This is a genomic window from Gabonibacter chumensis (assembly GCF_024741215.1).
In the GTDB taxonomy this organism is placed as follows: Bacteria; Bacteroidota; Bacteroidia; order Bacteroidales; family Marinifilaceae; genus Gabonibacter; species Gabonibacter massiliensis.
Genome location: NZ_JANSKB010000006.1, coordinates 71,247 through 91,097 on the forward strand (window position 1 = coordinate 71,247; position 19,851 = coordinate 91,097).

General features: G+C 42.2%; 10 protein-coding genes. All 10 read left to right on the forward strand.

Translation table 11 applies throughout. The annotated features are described in order from the left end of the window. Positions 1-121: 121 nt before the first annotated feature. On the forward strand, positions 122-706 hold the full coding sequence (locus NVS78_RS12825) for an RNA polymerase sigma-70 factor (protein WP_286359530.1): 585 nt from the start codon (positions 122-124) through the stop codon (positions 704-706). A 142-nt stretch (positions 707-848) separates the two neighbouring features. Continuing rightward, positions 849-2,030, forward strand: a complete 1,182-nt coding sequence (locus NVS78_RS12830; protein ID WP_286359531.1) for a FecR family protein — start codon at positions 849-851, stop codon at positions 2,028-2,030. A gap of 280 nt (positions 2,031-2,310) precedes the next feature. Next, the gene (locus tag NVS78_RS12835) at positions 2,311-5,733 is read left to right on the forward strand and encodes a SusC/RagA family TonB-linked outer membrane protein (protein ID WP_286359532.1); all 3,423 of its coding nucleotides are present in this window, start codon (positions 2,311-2,313) and stop codon (positions 5,731-5,733) included. Positions 5,734-5,747: 14 nt separating this feature from the next. Beyond that, the gene (locus tag NVS78_RS12840) at positions 5,748-7,256 is read left to right on the forward strand and encodes a RagB/SusD family nutrient uptake outer membrane protein (RefSeq protein WP_286359533.1); all 1,509 of its coding nucleotides are present in this window, start codon (positions 5,748-5,750) and stop codon (positions 7,254-7,256) included. A 9-nt stretch (positions 7,257-7,265) separates the two neighbouring features. Then, complete coding sequence (locus NVS78_RS12845) at positions 7,266-8,027, forward strand: DUF4843 domain-containing protein (protein ID WP_286359534.1); 762 nt, start codon at positions 7,266-7,268, stop codon at positions 8,025-8,027. A gap of 18 nt (positions 8,028-8,045) precedes the next feature. Continuing rightward, positions 8,046-9,671, forward strand: coding sequence for a PKD-like family lipoprotein (locus NVS78_RS12850; RefSeq protein ID WP_286359535.1), 1,626 nt, complete (start codon positions 8,046-8,048; stop codon positions 9,669-9,671). A gap of 113 nt (positions 9,672-9,784) precedes the next feature. Beyond that, positions 9,785-12,121 carry a S9 family peptidase gene (locus NVS78_RS12855; RefSeq protein WP_286359536.1) on the forward strand — a complete coding sequence of 779 codons (2,337 nt, stop codon included), beginning with the start codon at positions 9,785-9,787 and terminating at the stop codon, positions 12,119-12,121. Between the two features lie 5 nt (positions 12,122-12,126). Beyond that, entirely contained in the window at positions 12,127-14,448 is a 2,322-nt protein-coding gene (locus NVS78_RS12860) for a S9 family peptidase (RefSeq protein WP_286359537.1), read from the forward strand. A 94-nt stretch (positions 14,449-14,542) separates the two neighbouring features. Continuing rightward, positions 14,543-16,867: a S9 family peptidase gene (locus NVS78_RS12865; protein ID WP_286359555.1), complete on the forward strand. Its 2,325-nt coding sequence runs from the start codon at positions 14,543-14,545 to the stop codon at positions 16,865-16,867. 282 nt (positions 16,868-17,149) lie between these two features. Next, positions 17,150-19,780, forward strand: a complete 2,631-nt coding sequence (locus NVS78_RS12870) for a zinc-dependent metalloprotease (protein WP_286359538.1) — start codon at positions 17,150-17,152, stop codon at positions 19,778-19,780. The last annotated feature ends 71 nt before the right edge of the window (positions 19,781-19,851 follow it).

Here is a 19,851-nt window from a genome sequence, read left to right on the forward strand (position 1 = left end):
TTTTTGTATTTATTGAGCTATTTTTGTATTGTTTTTATTAGTATTTTTTCTTAATTTTTCTATTTTGTTCATATCGTTTTCACGTGAGAAATTGGTTACTTTATCACCATTTTTGTTGTGTATGAAAGACGTGTACGAGATGACTGATAGGAATTTGAAAAAGGTAAACGGATATGCATATAATGTGGAGACTGTATTTAAAGAATATTATAGTCCCTTATGTTATTTTGCATCTCAGTATATCCAGGATGACAGTATTACGGAGGACATAGTGCAGGATGTTTTTATCAGTTTGTTGGAGAAGAAAGTTACTTTTCAGACAGAACTTCATTTGAAAAACTTCCTGTATTTATCTGTGCGGAATGCTTGTTTAAATGCTTTGAGGAATAAGGTTTCCAGGGAAAAGTATATAGAGTTTATCACCCGGGAGGAGTCTTCTGAGAATTTTGAAGATAACCTGATTCTTACCGAGGTTCATAAGGAGTTGGCCGAAGCGGTGGAGAAGCTGCCGCCCGAGTGCCGTAAAGTGTTCGATCTTTCTTATTTTCAGGGAAAGGACAATGAAACCGTGGCGGAAGAGTTAGGACTAAGCGTGAATACGGTGAAGGCTCAAAAAGCGCGCGGGAAAAAAATTTTGAGAGAGGGGTTAAAAGACATTTTTCCTTTCGTGGTGTTTTTTTTGAATATTTTGGAAAAATATGGATGATGTAATTATTAACTTGTATACAAGGATTTTATGATGTATTTGTTTTTAGGATAATTGTTCCTGAAACGGAGACAAAAATTTTTTTCGAAAAAAACGAAGATTCATTTAATCCTTTTGAATACCCTTCGTGTAATAAATGATGATGAAAAGAGAAAACCGTACATATCAGTATGACATTGCCGCCATAATAGTTTCCTATTTGCGGAATGAAATCAGTGAGGCCGACCGACGGAAATTAGACGCGTGGGTGGCTTCTTCGGTTCGTCATAAGGAGCTCTTTTCACGGATTTGTGACGAGGCGATGCAGTTGGGGGAGATTCGGAAAATTCTGTCTCGTGATGCCGACAGCGCATGGGCAGTGTTAAAAATAAAGGCCGAAAGGCGCCGTAAACAGCGCTTATTCAGGATATACAAGGTTGCAGCTTCTGTCGTGGTCTTGTTCGGTGTGTCGATGGTTCTGTGGTTGAAATCTTCGAATAAGCCTGCGGAAGAAGAGAAACTGGCCGTTCGCGAAGAAATCGTGCCGGGACGTCCGATGGCGAGGTTGACGGTTGCTTCAGGAATTACGTATCAATTGGATACTTTGGGAGATTTGATGCTGGCAAGTTCTGCGGCAGAGAATAACGGACGTGAGGTGGTGTTCAAGGATTTAGATGAAGCACAGCAAGATTCGTTACCCCAATATGGAAAAATGGAGATTCCTCGCGGAGGAGAATATAGAATGGTTTTAAGCGACGGTACCAAAGTTTATTTGAATTCGGCGACGGAGTTGCGTTTCCCGGAAAGTTTTGCGGGATGTAAGGAACGGGTGGTGTATCTTTCGGGAGAGGCTTTTTTTGAGGTAGCTAAAGATGCCGACCGGCCTTTTGTTGTTGTGTGTTCTGCTTACGATGTCCGGGTTTTGGGAACCTCTTTCAATGTTTCCGCTTACGAGGACGATGAAGATTCGAGGACAACATTGGCTTCTGGAAAGGTCGAAATAAATACGCGTAATAACAAGCAAATCGTGTTGAAGCCGGGGGAGCAGGCCATAGTGACGGATAAAGGCGTGGATGTAAAAGGAATAGATGTGGAGCTTTACACCACGTGGATGTACGAGAGTTTCCGCTTTAAAGGCGGTAGTATAGAGGAGATCATGAAAAAATTGGCTCGATGGTATGTGGTGGATGTGTTTTATGCCAATCAAACGGTAAAAGATTTTCATTTTACCGGTTTTTTGCCTCGTTATGCAAAAATCGAAGATGTGTTGGAATTGTTAAGTTTGACGACAAAAAATATAGCGTTTGAAGTGAAAGGTAAAAGTGTATGGGTTAGGGAAAAATAAAAGAAAGGGTATAAGAAAAGGGCCAGAGCTGCAACCCTGACCCTTAAATGTGTACTAAAAATAAACCAAAAGGGACTACAAATATACTCTTTTTTTTCCCATAAACAAATATTAAGCAAATTTTCTCACGATAATTTTGAAAAAAAATTATGCGGGAGAAGGTAGGTTTGTGGTGTATTGAATTTTTATAAAACATCAATTACTTGACTCAGAGATCACTATGGTGGCTTTCTGACTCGGGTGATATGTACTAAAAATGACCTAAATAAATTAAAAATCAATGAGAAGTAAAATGAAAAACTGGTTGTTTGGTCATAGTCGATTTTCGTTAGGTTCGAAGCTGACGTTAATGCTATTGCTAATCACGCACATTGCTTTTTCAAGCGAAAAAGCTTTCAGTCAACAGAACATTACAGTTCAGTTTGAAAAACAGTCCTTGAGTGAGGTGTTGAATGTACTGAAAACGAAGACTACGTATGAGTTTTTGTACAATGACGAAGAGGTGAAGAATATCACGAACATTACCCGTTCCTTTACGGATGCAACGATTTCTGAAATATTGAAGTCCTGTTTATCCGGAACGAAGTATGATTTTAAGATCGTGAATAACATCATCATCATCACTCCGGACGATCAAAAGAAAGAAGAGGTAAAGGCTGTTACGGTAAAAGGTAAGGTTTTCGATGAAAAGGGCGAACCTCTACCCGGTGTTGCGGTTATTTTGAAAAAGACAACTTTGGGTGTTGTTTCGGACATTGATGGTAAATTTGAAATTAAGTTTCCCAAAAGGGATACGATGATTCTGGTCTTCTCTTTCCTTGGAATGAAATCCCATGAAGTGGATGTTAACAAGATCAAGGATCTGAGCAAAGATGTTATCGTAAGATTGCAACCGGATGTAACGGAAGTGGACGAGGTTGTGGTTACCGGTTACGGACAAATCAAAAAACAAAGTTTTACCGGTAGTGCGCAAACGATTGAGGGAAAGGAGTTGCTGAAGGCTTCTAAAAGTAATGTGATAAAAGCCTTGCAGGCTTTTGATCCTTCTTTTAGAATACAGACGAATAATCAATGGGGATCCGACCCGAATGCTTTGCCTGAAATGTATATCCGGGGACGTTCCGGTATCGGTGTGAAAGAGTTGAATAAAGATCCGCTATCTAAATCGGCCTTGCAGAATAACCCGAACCTGCCGACCTTTATTTTGGATGGTTTTGAGGTAGATGTACAGAAGGTATACGACTTGGATATGAACCGGGTTGCCAATATTACGATTTTGAAAGATGCTGCTGCAACGGCTATGTACGGTTCTCGTGCTGCTAACGGTGTGATCGTTATCGAGTTGATCGCTCCGAAACCGGGAGAAGTGACGGTTTCTTATACCGGAAAAGCCACGGTAACCATGCCTGATTTGTCCGATTATAATTTGGCAAATGCAAAGGAGAAGTTAGATATCGAGGTGCTTTCCGGCTTATACGATCCGGCTAATTACAATGGTTTGGACGATGCCATGAAGGCATACAATAAACGTTACGAAAGGCTTGTAGAGGGTGTGGATACCGATTGGATGTCTATGCCATTGCGTAATGTCGTCGAACACCAACACAGTTTATATGTTGAAGGAGGTAACAACGATTTGCGTTACGGTTTGGATGCCCAATTCAACAACAGAGGCGGTGTAATGAAAGACTCTTATCGTAGAACGATGGGTGTGGGATTCTCCGTGGATTATCGTTTGAACAAGAAGTTCCAGGTAAAGAATACAATCTCTTATACCTACACGAAATCGCAAGAGTCTCCTTACGGATCCTTTAGCGATTATACGGAGTTGTTGCCCTACGATCGTCCATACGACAAGAACGGTAAATTGGTAGAGAAGTTGGATTTTTCCGTGGATGCTTCCAATTCAGGTTTGAACAACCCGTTGTATGAAGCTACTTTGAATAATTTCGAGTATAGCAAATACGACGAGTTTATTGATAACCTCAGTATGAACTGGTATGTTAACGATTTCTTGTCTGTCAAAGGACAATTCAGTATTACCAAACAGTATACGAAAGGAGAACGTTTTTACGATCCTCTTTCCAGCAAAGTATCTGCTAAGGATTCTGACGATAGCGACGGTCTTTTGGGAGATTTGTACTGGAATAAAGGAGAAAATACGAACTGGAATGCCAATGTATTCGTTTATTACAACCGTTTGATCGGTGCCCACAGTGTGAACTTTTCTTTGGGTATGAATGCCCGCTCTACGAAAACGACCACGACCTCCATTCACTACAGAGGTTTCCCGTCCGGAGAGTTGCATTCACCGAACTATGCTGCCGAAGTATACGATAAACCTTCCAAGAGCGAGAACCAGACCCGTTTGGTCGGTTTTATCGGAAGTTTGAACTATACTTATAATGATATTTACCTGTTGGATGCTTCCGTACGTTTTGACGGTTCTTCCGAATTCGGACGTAATCAACCTTGGGGTTCTTTCTGGTCCGGCGGTTTGGGTTTGAATATTCATAATTTCGAGTTCATGAAAGACAACGGTATTTTCGATCAGTTGAAAATCCGCGGATCTTACGGACAAACCGGTAAGGTGAATTTCTCTCCGTACAGTGCAATAACTACTTACGAAGCTCAAACGGACGAGTGGTACAAGACCGGATACGGTGTGAAATTGAAAGCTTTAGGAAACAAAGATTTGACCTGGGAAACCACGAATGAATTGAATGTCGGTTTGGATATGACCGTGTTTAACCGATTCACGTTGAATTTCGACTTCTACAATAAGAAAACGGTTGACTTGATCAATGATGTAACGCTTCCGACTTCATCCGGTTTCTCTTACTATGTAGACAATGTGGGAGAGAACCAAAACCGCGGATTTGAAATTCAACTTCGTGCGGATATCATTAAGAAGCGGGATTTGAACATCGCTCTTTGGGGAAATTTAGCCCACAATAAAAATAAGATTTTGAAAATCTCCGAGTCGTTGAAAATGTACAATGATCAGGTAAATGATTATTATAAAGATGCTGAGGATGATCAGGTTAGCGCTTCCTGGATTAGTAAAGATCCCAAGTATTCCAAGCCGATTATGAAATACGAAGAGGGCGGTTCTTTGACCTCTCTATTTGCGATGCAATCTTTGGGTATCGACCCGAGTAACGGAAAGGAGCTTTTCCTGAATCGCGACGGATCCGTTACTCATACCTGGAGTGCAACCCAACAGGTGATCGTTGGAAATACCGAACCGGATGCTCAGGGTTCTTTCGGTTTGAATGCCATTTATAAGAACTTCACCTTGTTTGTTAACTTTATGTATCAATGGGGTGGACAGGCTTATAACCAAACTTTGGTCGACCGGGTTGAGAATGCAAAAGTGGAAAACAGAAACGTGGACAAACGGGTATTGACCGATCGTTGGCAAAATCCGGGAGACGTGACTCCTTTGAAAGATATTAAGAATCGTGACGTGACGACTTTGCCCACCTCTCGTTTCGTGCAGGATGATAATTTCCTCACCTTGTCTTCCATCTCTTTGACGTATGATTTCAACGAATCATTTGTAAAACGTCTTAGAATGAGCCGGATGAGTTTTGAGGTAAGTATGGAGGATATCGTAAGATGGTCCAGTATTCGTCAAGAACGGGGGCTTAGCTATCCGTTTGCACGGGGCGTAAGCTTCTCGTTAATGGTCAACTTTTAATTAATTAGAAAACTATGAAAAGATATAAGTTAATATTACTTTCTGTTTGCGTGTTGCCGTTTGTGTTGGCTTCGTGCAACAAGTGGCTGGATGTCTCTCCGGAGGATCAGATCACGGAGGAAGAACTTTGGAGTAAGGGAGAGGGATTCCGGAATGCCTTGAACGGTGTTTATAAATCGATGGCCGCTTATAACCTTTACGGTCGTAATCTGACCTGGGGATTGGTAGATGCTTTGGGACAATGCTATAATTTGAGTTATGCATCAGATAATGCTACCAAGGATATGAAGAAGGCCGTGGAATACGAGTTCGAAGACGAATATTTGAAACCGGTTATCGAGACGATCTGGGAAGAGGCTTATAATACGGTAGCCAATTGCAACAACATATTGAATAATGTGCCTCAGGCTGATCCTGAAATTTTTGCAGCCGGAGAACGGGAAAAGAATATGATATGGGGAGAAGCCTTGGCTTTACGCGCCTTTATCCAGTTCGATATGTTGCGTTTGTACGCGGCAGCTCCGGTAACGAATCCGACCACGAAATATATTCCTTACGTGGATACTTATCCCTCTTTGATTTCTAACAAGAAAAGCGTAAACGAATGTTTGGATTTGATTATCAGAGATCTGAAGGATGCAAAAGCGTTTTTGTGGAAGAGCGATTCTGCTTACACGTTATCTACTTCCAATCGTTTTGAGGTTGCCGGAAGTTTGACCAATCGATTTATTTCGACCCGGGGATACCGGATGAACTATTATGCCGCTTGTGCCGCCTTGGCCCGGGTATACCTGTATGCAGGTCAGACGACCGACGCGTATAACGAAGCTACTGCTTTGATCGAAATGGAGAAGAAAAATAACTATTTCTCTTTCAAAAATTCGGCCAGCAATGGAGATTTGAAATTCTATAGCGACATCATCATGGGATTGTATGCTCCCAAGTTAGGAGATTGGGATCGGGCGGCCAATGAGGTGATGAGCGGAAGCAGTATGTATTATTTGAGACTGACGAACATTAAAAAAATCTTTGCTCCGGATTTAAAGGGTTCTTATGAAGATATGACGAGTGACGATTATCGCTTTAAGTATCAAATTGAGAACTATTTGGGATACGAGTATTTCCGTCCTTTGAAATACAAAGAACAAACGGCGACCACGACCCAGACAAAGGTTGCTAACTATTTGATTCCGATGTTGCGTATGAGCGAAGTATATTATATCGCCGCAGAGGCTATTTGTGGAACTAATTTGGACGAGGCGAAGGAGTATTTGTTTAAGGTGAAATCCGGAAGAGGAATCAGATCTGCTGCCGTGACGGAACAAAAACAGGCTATTAAGGATAAGGATACCTTTATTGAAGCTTTGCGTAACGATATGCGTAGAGATTTGTGGGGAGAGGGACAATTGTTCTTTATGTTTAAGAGATTGAACGAAGCTATTCCCTCGGATTACGAGACCTTCGGTCCTTCGGATGAGTATTTTGTACTTCCGGTACCCGATAGTGAAATTACTATTAAATAAAATCGAATTATGAAGACAAATATTATATTACTTCTTTTATTGTCCCTATTTTCTCTGTCGGCTTGCGACGAGCAAGGTTTATGGGAAAATTCGAATGATGTGACTTATATCTATTTTTCTAAAGATGCGACGAAAGACAGCACGGCGACTTCTTTTAAATTGTTTGCCGGAGAGAACCGGATTACGATTCCCGTGGAGGTAACGGTTGCCGGTAAATGGCCGGATCAGGATATCGAGTACACCGTATCTGCAGATTTGAACGAAACCACCTTGTATCCAGAGAATTATGTTATTCCGGAAAAATTCGTTTACCGTGCCGACCATAAGGTTGATACGATCTTTATCGAATTTATCAACCATCCCGATTTGGCCACGAAAAATTTGAGATTGGTTTTGAAAATCGATCCGAAAGGGGATGTTTTGGAAGGACCGATTATCAATCAAAGAGCGATTATTTCTATCACGGACAGGATTTTCCAACCGGAATGGTGGACTGTATGGGATTTTATCGGTACGAACGGACAACCCCTCTTTAATATAGCGGAAGCTTATTATATCGGAGAATATTCGGATACGAAATACCTGATGTTCCTGGATATACTGGACGGTGAACCCTTTGACGGAAAAGACCGGAACAAATTGAGAGGTTATTGTTTGCAATTGAAGTACAAGATCGAGGAGTTCAACAATGATCCGGCTAATCAAGCTGCCGGGTTGACACCGTTGAAGGATGAGAAAGGTAGAGTAATAACTGTTCCTATCAAGGGATAATTAAAACGAGAAAATAAGATGAGACATAATTTTTTATGGATTGTAATGCTGCTGTTGGCAGTGAGTTGTTTGGACGATAAAAACAACTACAATTACAAGGATATAAATACGGTTGGAGATTCTAAGATTACAGGATTAAGAACTGTTTATACTTGTTTCCCCGGCGAAGAGGTGCATTTGGTTCCCGAAGTGAAACTTTCCAAAGACACGTTGAACCCGGATGTGAGCTACTCCTGGTATGTCAACGGCGCTTTGACCGAACATACGGAGCCCACGTATACATTCAAATCGGATGTTATCGCCACACATAAAATAGTTTTTTGTGTGACCGATAATCAGACCGGTGTTCAGTTTGTGGCAGGAACTCAGGTTTCCGTTGACTCTCGCTGGTTAAAAGGGTGGATGATCTTGTCCAAGGGTGCCGGAGACGCTTCTCAGGTGTCCATGGTGTTGATGAGAAGAAGCGAGGTCGCTTTACCGGAAAATCAAACCAAAGATACGGTTTTGTATGATGGTCAGGATATCAATATTGTAAAGGATCTGGGAACGGGACCGAAGAAATTGAGAGAATCTTTTATGATTTACGATTATGGTTTTGACGGAGCCATGGATGAAATTGTTGTGTTACAAGATAACAAATGCGCTGAATTACACGGGAGCGACTTGCATAAAGTAATTAATACGGAAGAAGAATTCTCGGGAGCCGTTCCCTCCAATTTCCGTCCTTTGGATGCTATTATGACAACCGGATTAAAATGCGTATTGGATCAAGACGGTTATGTTTACACGAGTACGGGAGCCGTAATCACCGATTTCCATGCCGGAAGATATCCGTCGGAGCCGGCCTTCAACGGAAGAAAATTTAAAGCACTTTATCAATCCAACCGGAATAACGCTAAGTTTTTCTTAGCTCTGGACCAGAATAATACCTTGGTCGGAATCGTAGACGATGCTACTGCCAGATACGGTAGTCAGGATGTTCAAATGGGTGGTAAAGCGGGTGCGTTAGCCGAGATTCGTTTCCCCGAATCGAGTTACGATAAGACTTTGTTCCAGAATATTCCGGAAGAGGTATTGTTTACGACATGGACGGATGGAGAGTACGAAGATCCTTCGTTCGTATCTTTGCTGAAAGGACAGAACGATTATTACATGCATACTTATTCTTTTGAATATAAGAGTAATCCTTCTTCGGAAGAGCCGAATTTGGATGTTACCTCAACCAACGGAAGAACACATAAAATTTCTTCTGCCATGATGGATAATTTCACGGATGCGGCTGCTCTTTACTACTATAAGTGTTTGATCGTGGCTAACGGTAATAAGTTATACAGTTGTTCTTTGACCGATGAGAACGATCCCGGTAAAGAGTTTATGACTTTCGGCGGTAATATCGTTGCCATCGATGCCAAGGATATGGGACGAGATGCGGATAGCCCGAGATATGATTTCGGCGGTGCTCATGTCGGAGTGGCATTGGATAACGGAGAGTTCTATATTTACGAGCTGAAGTACGACGAGGATGCGGCGAAGGTGACCGAGATGCGGGAGTTGTATCATTATGCCGGATTTGGTAGTATCGTAGATGTCATATATAAGTACGGAGAAAGTACTATGGTAACTTTCCCGTATCAGCCGAATTAACTACAAATTGAATTTTAATAAATATGGAAGGGAGCTTAGGCTCCCTTCTATGTTCTAACAGGTGGTGAAGAAAGCAGAAGAAAGTGTGTTAATTGTATGTAAATAAATATTGTATGAAAAAGTATTTGATTTTATTTCTGTCTCTTTTTGTTTTCGGAAGCGGGAATGCTCAGCAGAAAGCAAATTATAAATTGGCGGAAAAGTTTACTCGAATGGGATTAAGCGGGGTCGTGTCGCAGAATAGCATGCGGATCGTTCCCCGGTATATCCATAACGGAGAAAAATTTTGGTTTGAATTCAGAACGGACGAGGGAAAAAAATTTTATTTCGTAGATCCGGAAAAAGGAGAAAAGCGTTTGCTTTTCAATAACACGGATATAGCCCAGGGTGTGAGCAAATACACTCGTAGGGCCTATAACGAGAAGAATCTGGTGCTGTCGGATATCGATTTCTCAAAGGATTTGTCGAAGATGACTTTTTCGATGGATGATGGAGAGTACGAATATGATATGAAGACGAAGGTCGTGAAACAATTGCCGAAGCCGGAGCAGAAGGAAGAGCCTATCAGGTATTCCTGGATGTCGTTGTCTCCGGATAGCACTTATATTTTATACGCGAAAAATCACAACCTCTATGTCAGAGGGAGTATATATAAAGGTCAGGATACGACCGAAATACAATTGACAACGGACGGGGAACAATATTTCTCCTATGCCCGGGATAACCAAAGTATGGACTCCACGGAGACGGAAATGGAGGGACGTTGGTTTAAGTTCGCCAATAAAGCTTACGTTTTACGCCGGGATCAACGGAAGGTGGAAGAGATGGCCGTGATCGACGTATTGGCTCAACCGAGACCCAGGGCAATAAGTTATAAATACGATATGGCCGGGGCGAAAGAGTTATCTAAATGGGAATTGTCCGTTATCGATGTCGAAAAACGCAAAGTATTGAAAATCGATGCGAGTAAATGGCAGGATCAGGATATGGAAGTGTTATACACGACCAAGAAGGGAGATAAAATTTTCTTTGAGCGTTACAAGAGAAAGCGGGATGAGGTGGAGCTTTGTGTTGCCGATACGGAGACCGGAGAAGTGAAAGTATTGATCCACGAGGAGGACAGGCCCTATATCGATTACCATATGCGGAATATCGTTTTCTTAAATGAAGGGAAGGATATTCTTTACCGATCGGAACGTACCGGATGGGCCCATTACTATCATTACGACGGGGAGGGAAACCTGAAAAATACGATTACTTCCGGAGATTGGGTGGCCGGACAGATTGCGGCCATAGATACTGCCGGTCGGACCGTCTATCTATACGCACACGGGTATGATAAAAAGATAAATCCGTACTACTATCAGGTAGTGAAAGCTCATATCGATCGGGAAGGAGTTGTTTTGTTATCTCCCGAAGACGGTCAGCATAAAGCTACCTTTTCCGAATCCAGAAAGTATTTTGTAGATACTTATTCCCGGGTGGATTTGGAGCCTAAGTTCGTGTTGAAAGACAATAAGGGACGAGTGATTATTTCGGAGTTGGCTAAGCCTGATTTCCGTCGGGCCTACGAGATGGGGTGGAAAGCTCCGGAACGTTTCACCGTGAAAGCGGCAGACGGTTTGACGGATCTTCATGGGATCATGTGGAAGCCGGCCGATTTTGATCCGAACAAGAAATATCCGATCATCTCTTCCGTTTATCCAGGCCCCTTCTTCGAATATGTCTCTACCGGATTCAGTTTGGACGACAGCTACAATATGAAGTTAGCGCAGCTTGGATTTATCGTGGTGTCTATGGGACATCGCGGAGGAAGCCCGATGCGGGGTAAGTTTTACCACCGTTACGGATACGGTAACTTAAGGGATTATCCTTTGGCAGACGATAAATACGCTATCGAACAATTAGCCGATCGTTATTCGTTTATAGATATCACAAAAGTCGGTATATTCGGGCATTCCGGTGGCGGTTTCATGTCCACGGCTGCCATCTGTACCTATCCTGATTTTTACAAAGCAGCGGTTTCTTCTTCGGGAAATCACGATAATAATATCTATAATAACGGTTGGGTCGAGATTCATCATGGAGTGAGGGAGACGAAAAAGGTGATCAAAGACAGCATCAACGGAGACCGGGAAGTGTCGGAATTCAGCGTGAAGGTTGCTACGAATATGGAGCTTGCGAAAAATCTGAAGGGACATCTTTTGTTGGTCACGGGAGATATGGATAAAAACGTTAATCCGGCTCATACCTTACGGATGGCTCATGCACTGATAGAAGCGGGGAAAAATTTTGATATGTTGGTATTGCCCGGAAAAGGTCACGGATACGGAAATGACGACTATTTCTTTGAACGTAAACTGTGGTATCACTTTGCCAAATACCTATTAGGCGATACGACGGCCGATCATTTTGGAACTATAGATCAATATAAAGAAACAGAAAATTGAAAGCGATGATAAAGAATATAGTGTTAGGGATGCTGCTATTGGCAGGTTTTAGTCTTTCTGCCCAACAGAAAGCGAATTATAAATTGGCCGATCGTTTTACTTTTAAAAATTTCCGGTATGCCGACCGGAACAGTTTATCTATTTACCCGGAATTTATCAACGACGGGGATTGCTTTTGGTTTTCCTTTACGACGGAAGAGGGTAAAAAGTATTATTACGTGGATCCGGCTAAACGGGAAAAAAGGTTGTTATTCGACACGGGGAAGTTATTGGGACAATTGAGTGAGGAGACCCGTAAGGCATACGATACAAAGGATTTTACTCTTCAGGGGGTCGAGTTCGATAAGAAAAGGTCCTCTTTCACTTTCGTTTTTGAAAAAAACAGGTATCGTTACGATATGAAAACGGGGCTCGTTCAAAAGGTGGATACCGTGATCAGCAAGGGATGGGGGGAATCTTGGAAAAAGTATTCTCCGGATAGTTCTTATATCGTTTATGCCAAAAATCATAATCTGTTCCTAATGGGGAATAAGGAGAAAGGAAAAGATACGACCGTTGTACAATTGACGACGGATGGGGAGAAATATTATACTTACGCGAAAGAGGAGGCGGATACGTTTCCGACGGCCCCTGTTGCCGTATGGTTGAAAGATTCAAAGAGAATCTTCGCCGTTCGCGAGGATATGAGAAATATGAAAGAGATGGGTGTCGTGGATGTATTGGCAGAGCCTCGTCCCAAACTGAAAACCTATAAATATTCCATGCCGGGGGATCAGGAAGCCGGCCGTACGGAAATGGTGATTATCGATGTAGAGACGAAAGAGATCAAAAATATCGATATACAAAAATGGAACGGAGAATATTTTTCAGTTTTACATACTTCGAGGAACGGCGATAAAATCTTTTTCGAACGTCGTCCCCGGACATTTGACGAACAGGAAGTTGGCGTTGTGGATACGAAAACGGGAGAAGTGAAAGTGTTGATTCATGAGGTCGATAAGCCTTTTATGGACTATAAGATGGCTAATATCATGTTTTTGAATGACGGGAAAGATATTATTTATCGTTCGGAGCGTACCGGTTGGGGACATTATTATCTTTATGACGGGGAGGGTAATTTTAAACATGCCATTACCTCGGGAGCTTGGGTGGCCGGTCCGGTATCGGATATAGATACAGTCGGACGTACGCTCTATTTTTATGGTTTGGGGATAGATAAAAATATCGATCCTTATTACTATACCTTGTGTAAAGCGGATATCGACAAACCGGGTAGCGTAAAGCAACTGACTTTTGAAAATGCCACCCATATGGTTCATTTCCCCAAATCCTATAACTATTTTGTGGATATTTACAACCGGGTAGATATGGTTCCCCGGATTGTACTAAAAAATAAGAAAGGTAAAGAGTTAATGGAGTTAGCCAGACCGGATATCCGGAGAGCGGTGGAGATGGGATGGAAAGCCCCCGAAAGATTTAAGGTAAAAGCCGCCGATGGCGTGACCGATTTGTACGGTGTAATGTGGAAACCTTTCGATTTTGATTCCACGAAACAATATCCGATTATCTCTTCGGTTTATCCCGGACCGTTTTACGAGTATGTTCCGACGCAGTTCGCATTGCTGCATGACGATAATACCCGATTGGCTCAACTCGGTTTTATCGTGATTGCCGTGGGACATCGCGGGGGAACTCCTATGCGGGGTAAGTTCTATCATACTTATAGCCACGGTCGTTTACGGGATTATCCCTTAGCGGACGACAAATATGCCATCGAACAGTTGGCGGACCGTTATTCTTTCATTGACGGTACGAAGGTCGGTATATACGGTCATTCGGGAGGTGGTTTTATGTCCACGGCAGCTATTTGTACCTATCCTGATTTTTATAGTGCTGCCGTGTCTTCTGCCGGAAATCACGACAATAACATCTATAATTCCTGGTGGGGAGAGGTTCATCATGGGGTAAAAGAGGAGAAAAAAGTAATTAAAGACAGTATTAACGGCGATCGGACGGAAAGCACCTTTAAATTTAGTGTCCCCACGAATATGCAATTGGCCAAGAATTACAAAGGCGGCTTGTTGCTGATTCACGGTTGGGTGGACGATAATGTGCATCCGGCACATACCTTGCGGATGGCGGATGCCTTGATTCGTGCGAATAAAAACTTTGATATGATCATTTTACCTGCAGAAAATCACGGTTTTGGAGGTGCTGCCAATACCTTCTATGAGCGGAAAATGTGGTTTCATTTTGCCAAACATCTGTTGGGTGACGAAACGGGTGATTTTTATTACGAGATAGAGCAATATAAAGATCGAAACTAAAAGATTCGAAGAGAATGTAGTTAAGAGATTCTGTGATTACTTCATTCGATCACAGAATCTCTTAATCGTTAAATCATAAATAATGTTATATGTGATGCGGAGTATTTTAATATGTATTTTATTATCAGGGATCGTATTTTGCAGTACGGCACAACAAAAGGCGAACTACGAGTTGGCGGAACGTTTCCGGAGTCTTACTCGGGTGCCTATCGTGAAAAACTCGTTGGAGATACGTCCCCGTTATATCAATAATACCGACCGTTTCTGGTATGATTTCCGGACGGAGGAAGGGAATAGGTATTATTTGGTCGATCCGTCGAAAAAAAGTAAACGTTTGCTCTTTGACAACGCGGAGTTGTTGATGAAAATCAGTGAGATTACCCGTAAGGCTTATAGCGATAAAGAGTTGGATATAAATTTTGAATTTGCTCCCGACGGGAAGACCATTTATTTCAACTTTGACCGGAATAATTTTGCCTATAACACGGAAACCAAAGTACTGAAAACGGAAGAGAAAGCGAGAGGTTATTACTCTTCCTCTCCTTATTGGATGTACTATTGTGCGGATAGTTCTTATATGCTTTTTGCTAAAAGACATAATCTCTACGTGGTCGGGAATGCTGAAAAAGGAAAGGATACGACGGAGGTACAGTTGACAAAGGATGGAGAACGTTATTATACTTTTAACCGGGAGGATGAAGGAGAAATCGACGATCGTTTCGGTTGTTCCGCCAAATGGTTTAAGCAGGGGCATAAGTTTTATGCCATAAGGGAGGATTCCCGTTTAGTAAAGGAACTGTGGTTGGTCGATGCGTTAGCGGAGCCTCGTCCGAAATTGAAAACCTACAAAGCTGAGTTAGCGGGAGACGAACATGTGATCCAATATGAACTTCTGATCGGGGATGCAGATAAAGGGGAAGTGAAGAAAATAGATATAAGCCGGTGGAAAGATCAGTATATTGACGTGTTGTATACCAGTAATGATGGGAAAAGACTTTATTTCCAACGTTACAAGAGAACCTGGGATGAATGTGAAATCTGCTGTGTGGACACGGAAAACGGAGAGGTGAAAGTTTTAATTCATGAGGTTGATAAGCCTTATTTGGATTATCAGATGAGAAGTATCTCTTTTCTGAATGACGGGAAGGAGATTTTATTCCGTTCGGAACGTAGCGGGTGGGGACACTATTATTTGTATGACGAAAACGGAAACCTGAAGAATCAGGTGACTTCCGGGGCCTGGGTCGCCGGACCGATTATGAAAATCGATACGGTAAAGAGACAAATCTATTTTATCGGTTTGGGTAAAGAGGCAAACGTGGATCCTTATTACTACGTGTTGTACCGGGCCGATATAGATAAAACGAACGCGATAACCTTGCTGACTCCCGAGAACGCGACGCATGATATCAGTCTGTCTCCTTCGTGCAACTATTTTACCGATAGTTATTCGAGGGTAGACATGGAGCCTGTAAATGTGGTTCGCGACCGGAAAGGGAGAGTTATTATGGAGTTGGAAAAACCGGATTTACGCCGTCTTTATGAATTGGGATGGAAAAAACCGGAACGCTTTAAAGTGAAAGCGGCTGACGGGGTTACCGATTTATACGGGACGATGTGGAAACCGGCGGATTTTGATTCGACCAAGTGCTACCCGATTATCTCTTCCGTGTACCCGGGACCTTTTTTCGAGTATGTCCAGACTCGTTTTACCTTAAATGACGATTTGAATACCCGTTTGGCACAAGTCGGTTTTATCGTAATCTCTGTCGGACATCGGGGGGGAACGCCTATGCGGGGTAAATTTTATCATACCTACGGCTATGGCAATCAACGGGATTACCCTTTGGCAGATGATAAATACGTTATCGAACAGTTAGCAGACCGTCATGCTTATATCAACGGGAAGAAAGTCGGAATATTCGGCCATTCCGGGGGCGGTTTTATGTCTACGGCGGCTTTATTGACTTATCCCGACTTTTACAGTGCGGCTGTATCTTCTGCGGGAAATCACGATAATAATATTTATAATAAGGGATTCGTGGAGATCCATTATGGCGTGAAAGAGAACAAGAAAATCGTTAAGGATAGCGTTAACGGAGACCGGGAGGAGATTACATTTACGACTAAAAGTAAGAGCAATGCGGAGTTGGCCAAAAATTACAAAGGGGGGTTGTTGATCGTTACCGGAGATATGGATAAGACGGTTCATCCGTCACATACGTTACGGGTCGTGGATGCTTTGATAAAGGCGGGGAAAAATTTCGATATGTTGGTATTGCCGGGTAATACGCACGGTTTTAGCGGAGAAGCGGAAGATTTCTTCGAACGGAAATTGTGGTTTCATTTTGCAAAGCATCTTTTAGAAGATGATTCCGCTGATTACGAAGGCGATATCAATTATTTTATGAAGCGTTAATGTTTGTGGGGAGGGATATAGCTATGGGGTTAACCGGGAATAACGCCCGGTTAACCGCTGTCCCGGAACTCCATTTTGTTATAAGTTTAACGGAACGGGGCACTTTTGTTAAACTTATGTTATATATGTTATAATGCAAGTTTGTCTAAATTAAAATTATTTCATTTGTATAATGAGTTGTGATGCCGGATGTGCACGTGGGAAAGGGGTCTGACAAGGACATGCGGCATAACAGATCGAACAATTAATGTGTACTATATTTTAAACCAAAATTGATTTATTATGAGACTGAAAACTATCGTTTTTGTTGTTATCGGTCTTTTCTTGTTGCAAAGCAGTGTGACTTTTGCAGGAGAAAGGAAGAAAAAGAAATCGAAGGAAGAGAAAGTTGAAGTAAAGAAAGAGTCTGCCTATGACAAATTATTTAAAGGCCAGAAGTGCGAGACTGTAAAGGGAATGATTACCATTCACAAAATGGACGGGAAAGTTTATTTCGAATTTCCATTGAATTTATTGAATAAGGATATGTTATTGGGATCAACGATTACCCGGATTACCAATAATGGTTTTGGTAGCGTCGGTGAAAAACCGTATGATCCTTTGCACATTACCTTTGTAAAAAGAGATTCTTCCATGAATCTTTGTGCCGTTAATACCAATTATACGACCAAAGATGAAAACATTGGCAAGCGGATTGAGGAGAGTACGATTCCCGCCGTTATGCAGACCTTTAAGATTATGGCTTACAATGCGGACAGTACGGCTGTCGTATTCGATGTGACGGATTATTTCCTTTCTAACGAAGATAACATCGGACCGTTCTCTCCGTATGCTCCTATTTTATACCGTCGTCGTTTGGAGAAAGAGTTTAAAAAACAGGATTCTCAGATTACCGGTATTAAAGCCTATGCTGATAATGTTAGCGTGGAGTCTTCATTGAGTTATGTTGTCAGCGTAAGCGATCAACGTTACTATTATATTTATAAAGCTCCTTTCAATGCGGTAATGACCCGGAGTATTATCTTGTTGCCGGAAGAGCCGATGCGTCCCCGTTACGCCGATCCTCGTATCGGAATCTTCGTGGGAGGTCGTTCTGAATTTACGAGTGACGGTTCCGGTATACAGCCTCGTTATTTTGCTAACCGTTGGAGATTGGAGCCTTCTGACGTGGAAGCGTATAAGAGGGGAGAATTGGTAGAGCCGGTAAAACCGATCGTGTTCTACGTGGATAATACTTTCCCGGAAGCTTGGCGTAAATACATCAAAGAAGGTGTAGAGCAATGGCAGGCTGCTTTTGAAGCTATCGGCTTTAAAAATGCGATTGTCGCTAAGGATTTCCCCACGGATGATCCTGAATTCGATCCGGATAATTTGAAATATTCTTGTGTGCGCTATTCTCCCTCTTGGACGGCTAACGCTATGGGACCCTCTTGGACGGACCCTCGTACCGGAGAGATTCTGAATGCTTCCGTATACCTGTATCATAACTTGATCGAGTTAGTACAGAACTGGCGTTTCATCCAAGGAGGACCTGCAGATCCTTCCGTTCGTAAAATGGTATTGGATGAAGAGACTTTGGGAGATTGCATCCATTATGTGGTAGCTCACGAGATCGGTCACTGTTTGGCTTTGATGCATAACATGGGATCTTCTTCCGCTATTCCGGTGGACTCTTTGCGTTCTCCGTCGTTTACTCAAAAATACGGAACGACATACTCTATTATGGATTATGCCCGTAACAATTATGTAGCGCAACCGGGAGATGCCGAGCGGGGTGTGAAAATGACCCCTCCTGATCTGGGCGTTTACGATATGTATGCTATCCACTGGTTGTATACTCCGATATTCGAAGCTAAAACATCCGAAGAGGAGGTACCTGTATTGGATAAATGGATTACGGAGAAATCCCATGACCCGATTTATCGTTACGGAAAACAACAGATCAATTATCGGATCGACCCGAGTGCCATGGAAGAAGATTTGGGTGACGATGCGATAAAAGCTGCTACTTACGGTGTGAAGAACTTGAAATATCTGATGAAAAACCTGAATAACTGGATCGGTGATGAAGATAAGGATTTCCGTTTCCGCGAGAATATTTATAATGAGGTGGTTTATCAATATTTCCGCTATATCAATCATGTGATTTTCAATATCGGCGGTATCTATTTGAACGAGCGTTATGCACAGGATGCACGTCCGAGCTATAAATCCGTGGAGACGGAGAAACAAAAACGGGCAACTCAATTTATGTTGGCTCAATTGAAAGATCTCGCTTGGTTGAATGACCAGTCTTTATTGAAGAATTTCGAAATCCGCAGCAATATCATTTCCGATATGGAAGATGCTATTTGGGAAGGTTTGACCAAACGTTTCGGTGCTGTTGCCACGAGTGCGGACAAAGCGGAGAAGAATCCTTACACGCAAAAAGATTATATGAAAGATTTGATGGACTTTGTATGGGCTCCTACCAAGCAAGGTAAATCATTGAGTAATATCGAGAAAAAACTGCAATTGAATTTTGTTTCTTTCACTATCGGAAATACCGGAATGAATATGATGAGAGGCAATTCTTTGAGTTTCCATGCCGAAGACCTGATGATTCAGGTTCCCGAATACATAAAAGAGAAGAGCCGTGAAATGTATGGTGAGGTATCCGAGCATTGGATGGGTATGTTCACGAACAAGAAAGAGATAAGTCATGACGACGTACAATGCGGTGGTATCGAAAAACAAGGATTTGGTTGGTATGTGAGCGTTACTCCTCCCTATGAACCGTTGGAACACCTTTACTTCAATGCGTTGCAAAATACGTTGACTTTATTGAAGAGTAAAGCGAATACCGGGAATGCAGATACGCGTCAACATTACAAATTGTTGATCTACAAAATAGAACAAGCGCTAAAAAAATAATTTGCGATAGAAGATCCGGGGCGGTATGTCGCCGAATTTCCCGGATCTGAAATCATGAATCTAAAGTTTGA

What these genes read in the sequence shown, in the direction of transcription:
- NVS78_RS12825 (WP_286359530.1), top strand. Translation starts at nt 122, where the DNA reads ATGAAAGACGTGTACGAGATGACTGATAGGAATTTGAAAAAGGTAAAC.
- NVS78_RS12830 (WP_286359531.1), top strand. Translation starts at nt 849, where the DNA reads ATGAAAAGAGAAAACCGTACATATCAGTATGACATTGCCGCCATAATA.
- NVS78_RS12835 (WP_286359532.1), top strand. Translation starts at nt 2,311, where the DNA reads ATGAGAAGTAAAATGAAAAACTGGTTGTTTGGTCATAGTCGATTTTCG.
- NVS78_RS12840 (WP_286359533.1), top strand. Translation starts at nt 5,748, where the DNA reads ATGAAAAGATATAAGTTAATATTACTTTCTGTTTGCGTGTTGCCGTTT.
- NVS78_RS12845 (WP_286359534.1), top strand. Translation starts at nt 7,266, where the DNA reads ATGAAGACAAATATTATATTACTTCTTTTATTGTCCCTATTTTCTCTG.
- NVS78_RS12850 (WP_286359535.1), top strand. Translation starts at nt 8,046, where the DNA reads ATGAGACATAATTTTTTATGGATTGTAATGCTGCTGTTGGCAGTGAGT.
- NVS78_RS12855 (WP_286359536.1), top strand. Translation starts at nt 9,785, where the DNA reads ATGAAAAAGTATTTGATTTTATTTCTGTCTCTTTTTGTTTTCGGAAGC.
- NVS78_RS12860 (WP_286359537.1), top strand. Translation starts at nt 12,127, where the DNA reads ATGATAAAGAATATAGTGTTAGGGATGCTGCTATTGGCAGGTTTTAGT.
- NVS78_RS12865 (WP_286359555.1), top strand. Translation starts at nt 14,543, where the DNA reads ATGCGGAGTATTTTAATATGTATTTTATTATCAGGGATCGTATTTTGC.
- NVS78_RS12870 (WP_286359538.1), top strand. Translation starts at nt 17,150, where the DNA reads ATGAGACTGAAAACTATCGTTTTTGTTGTTATCGGTCTTTTCTTGTTG.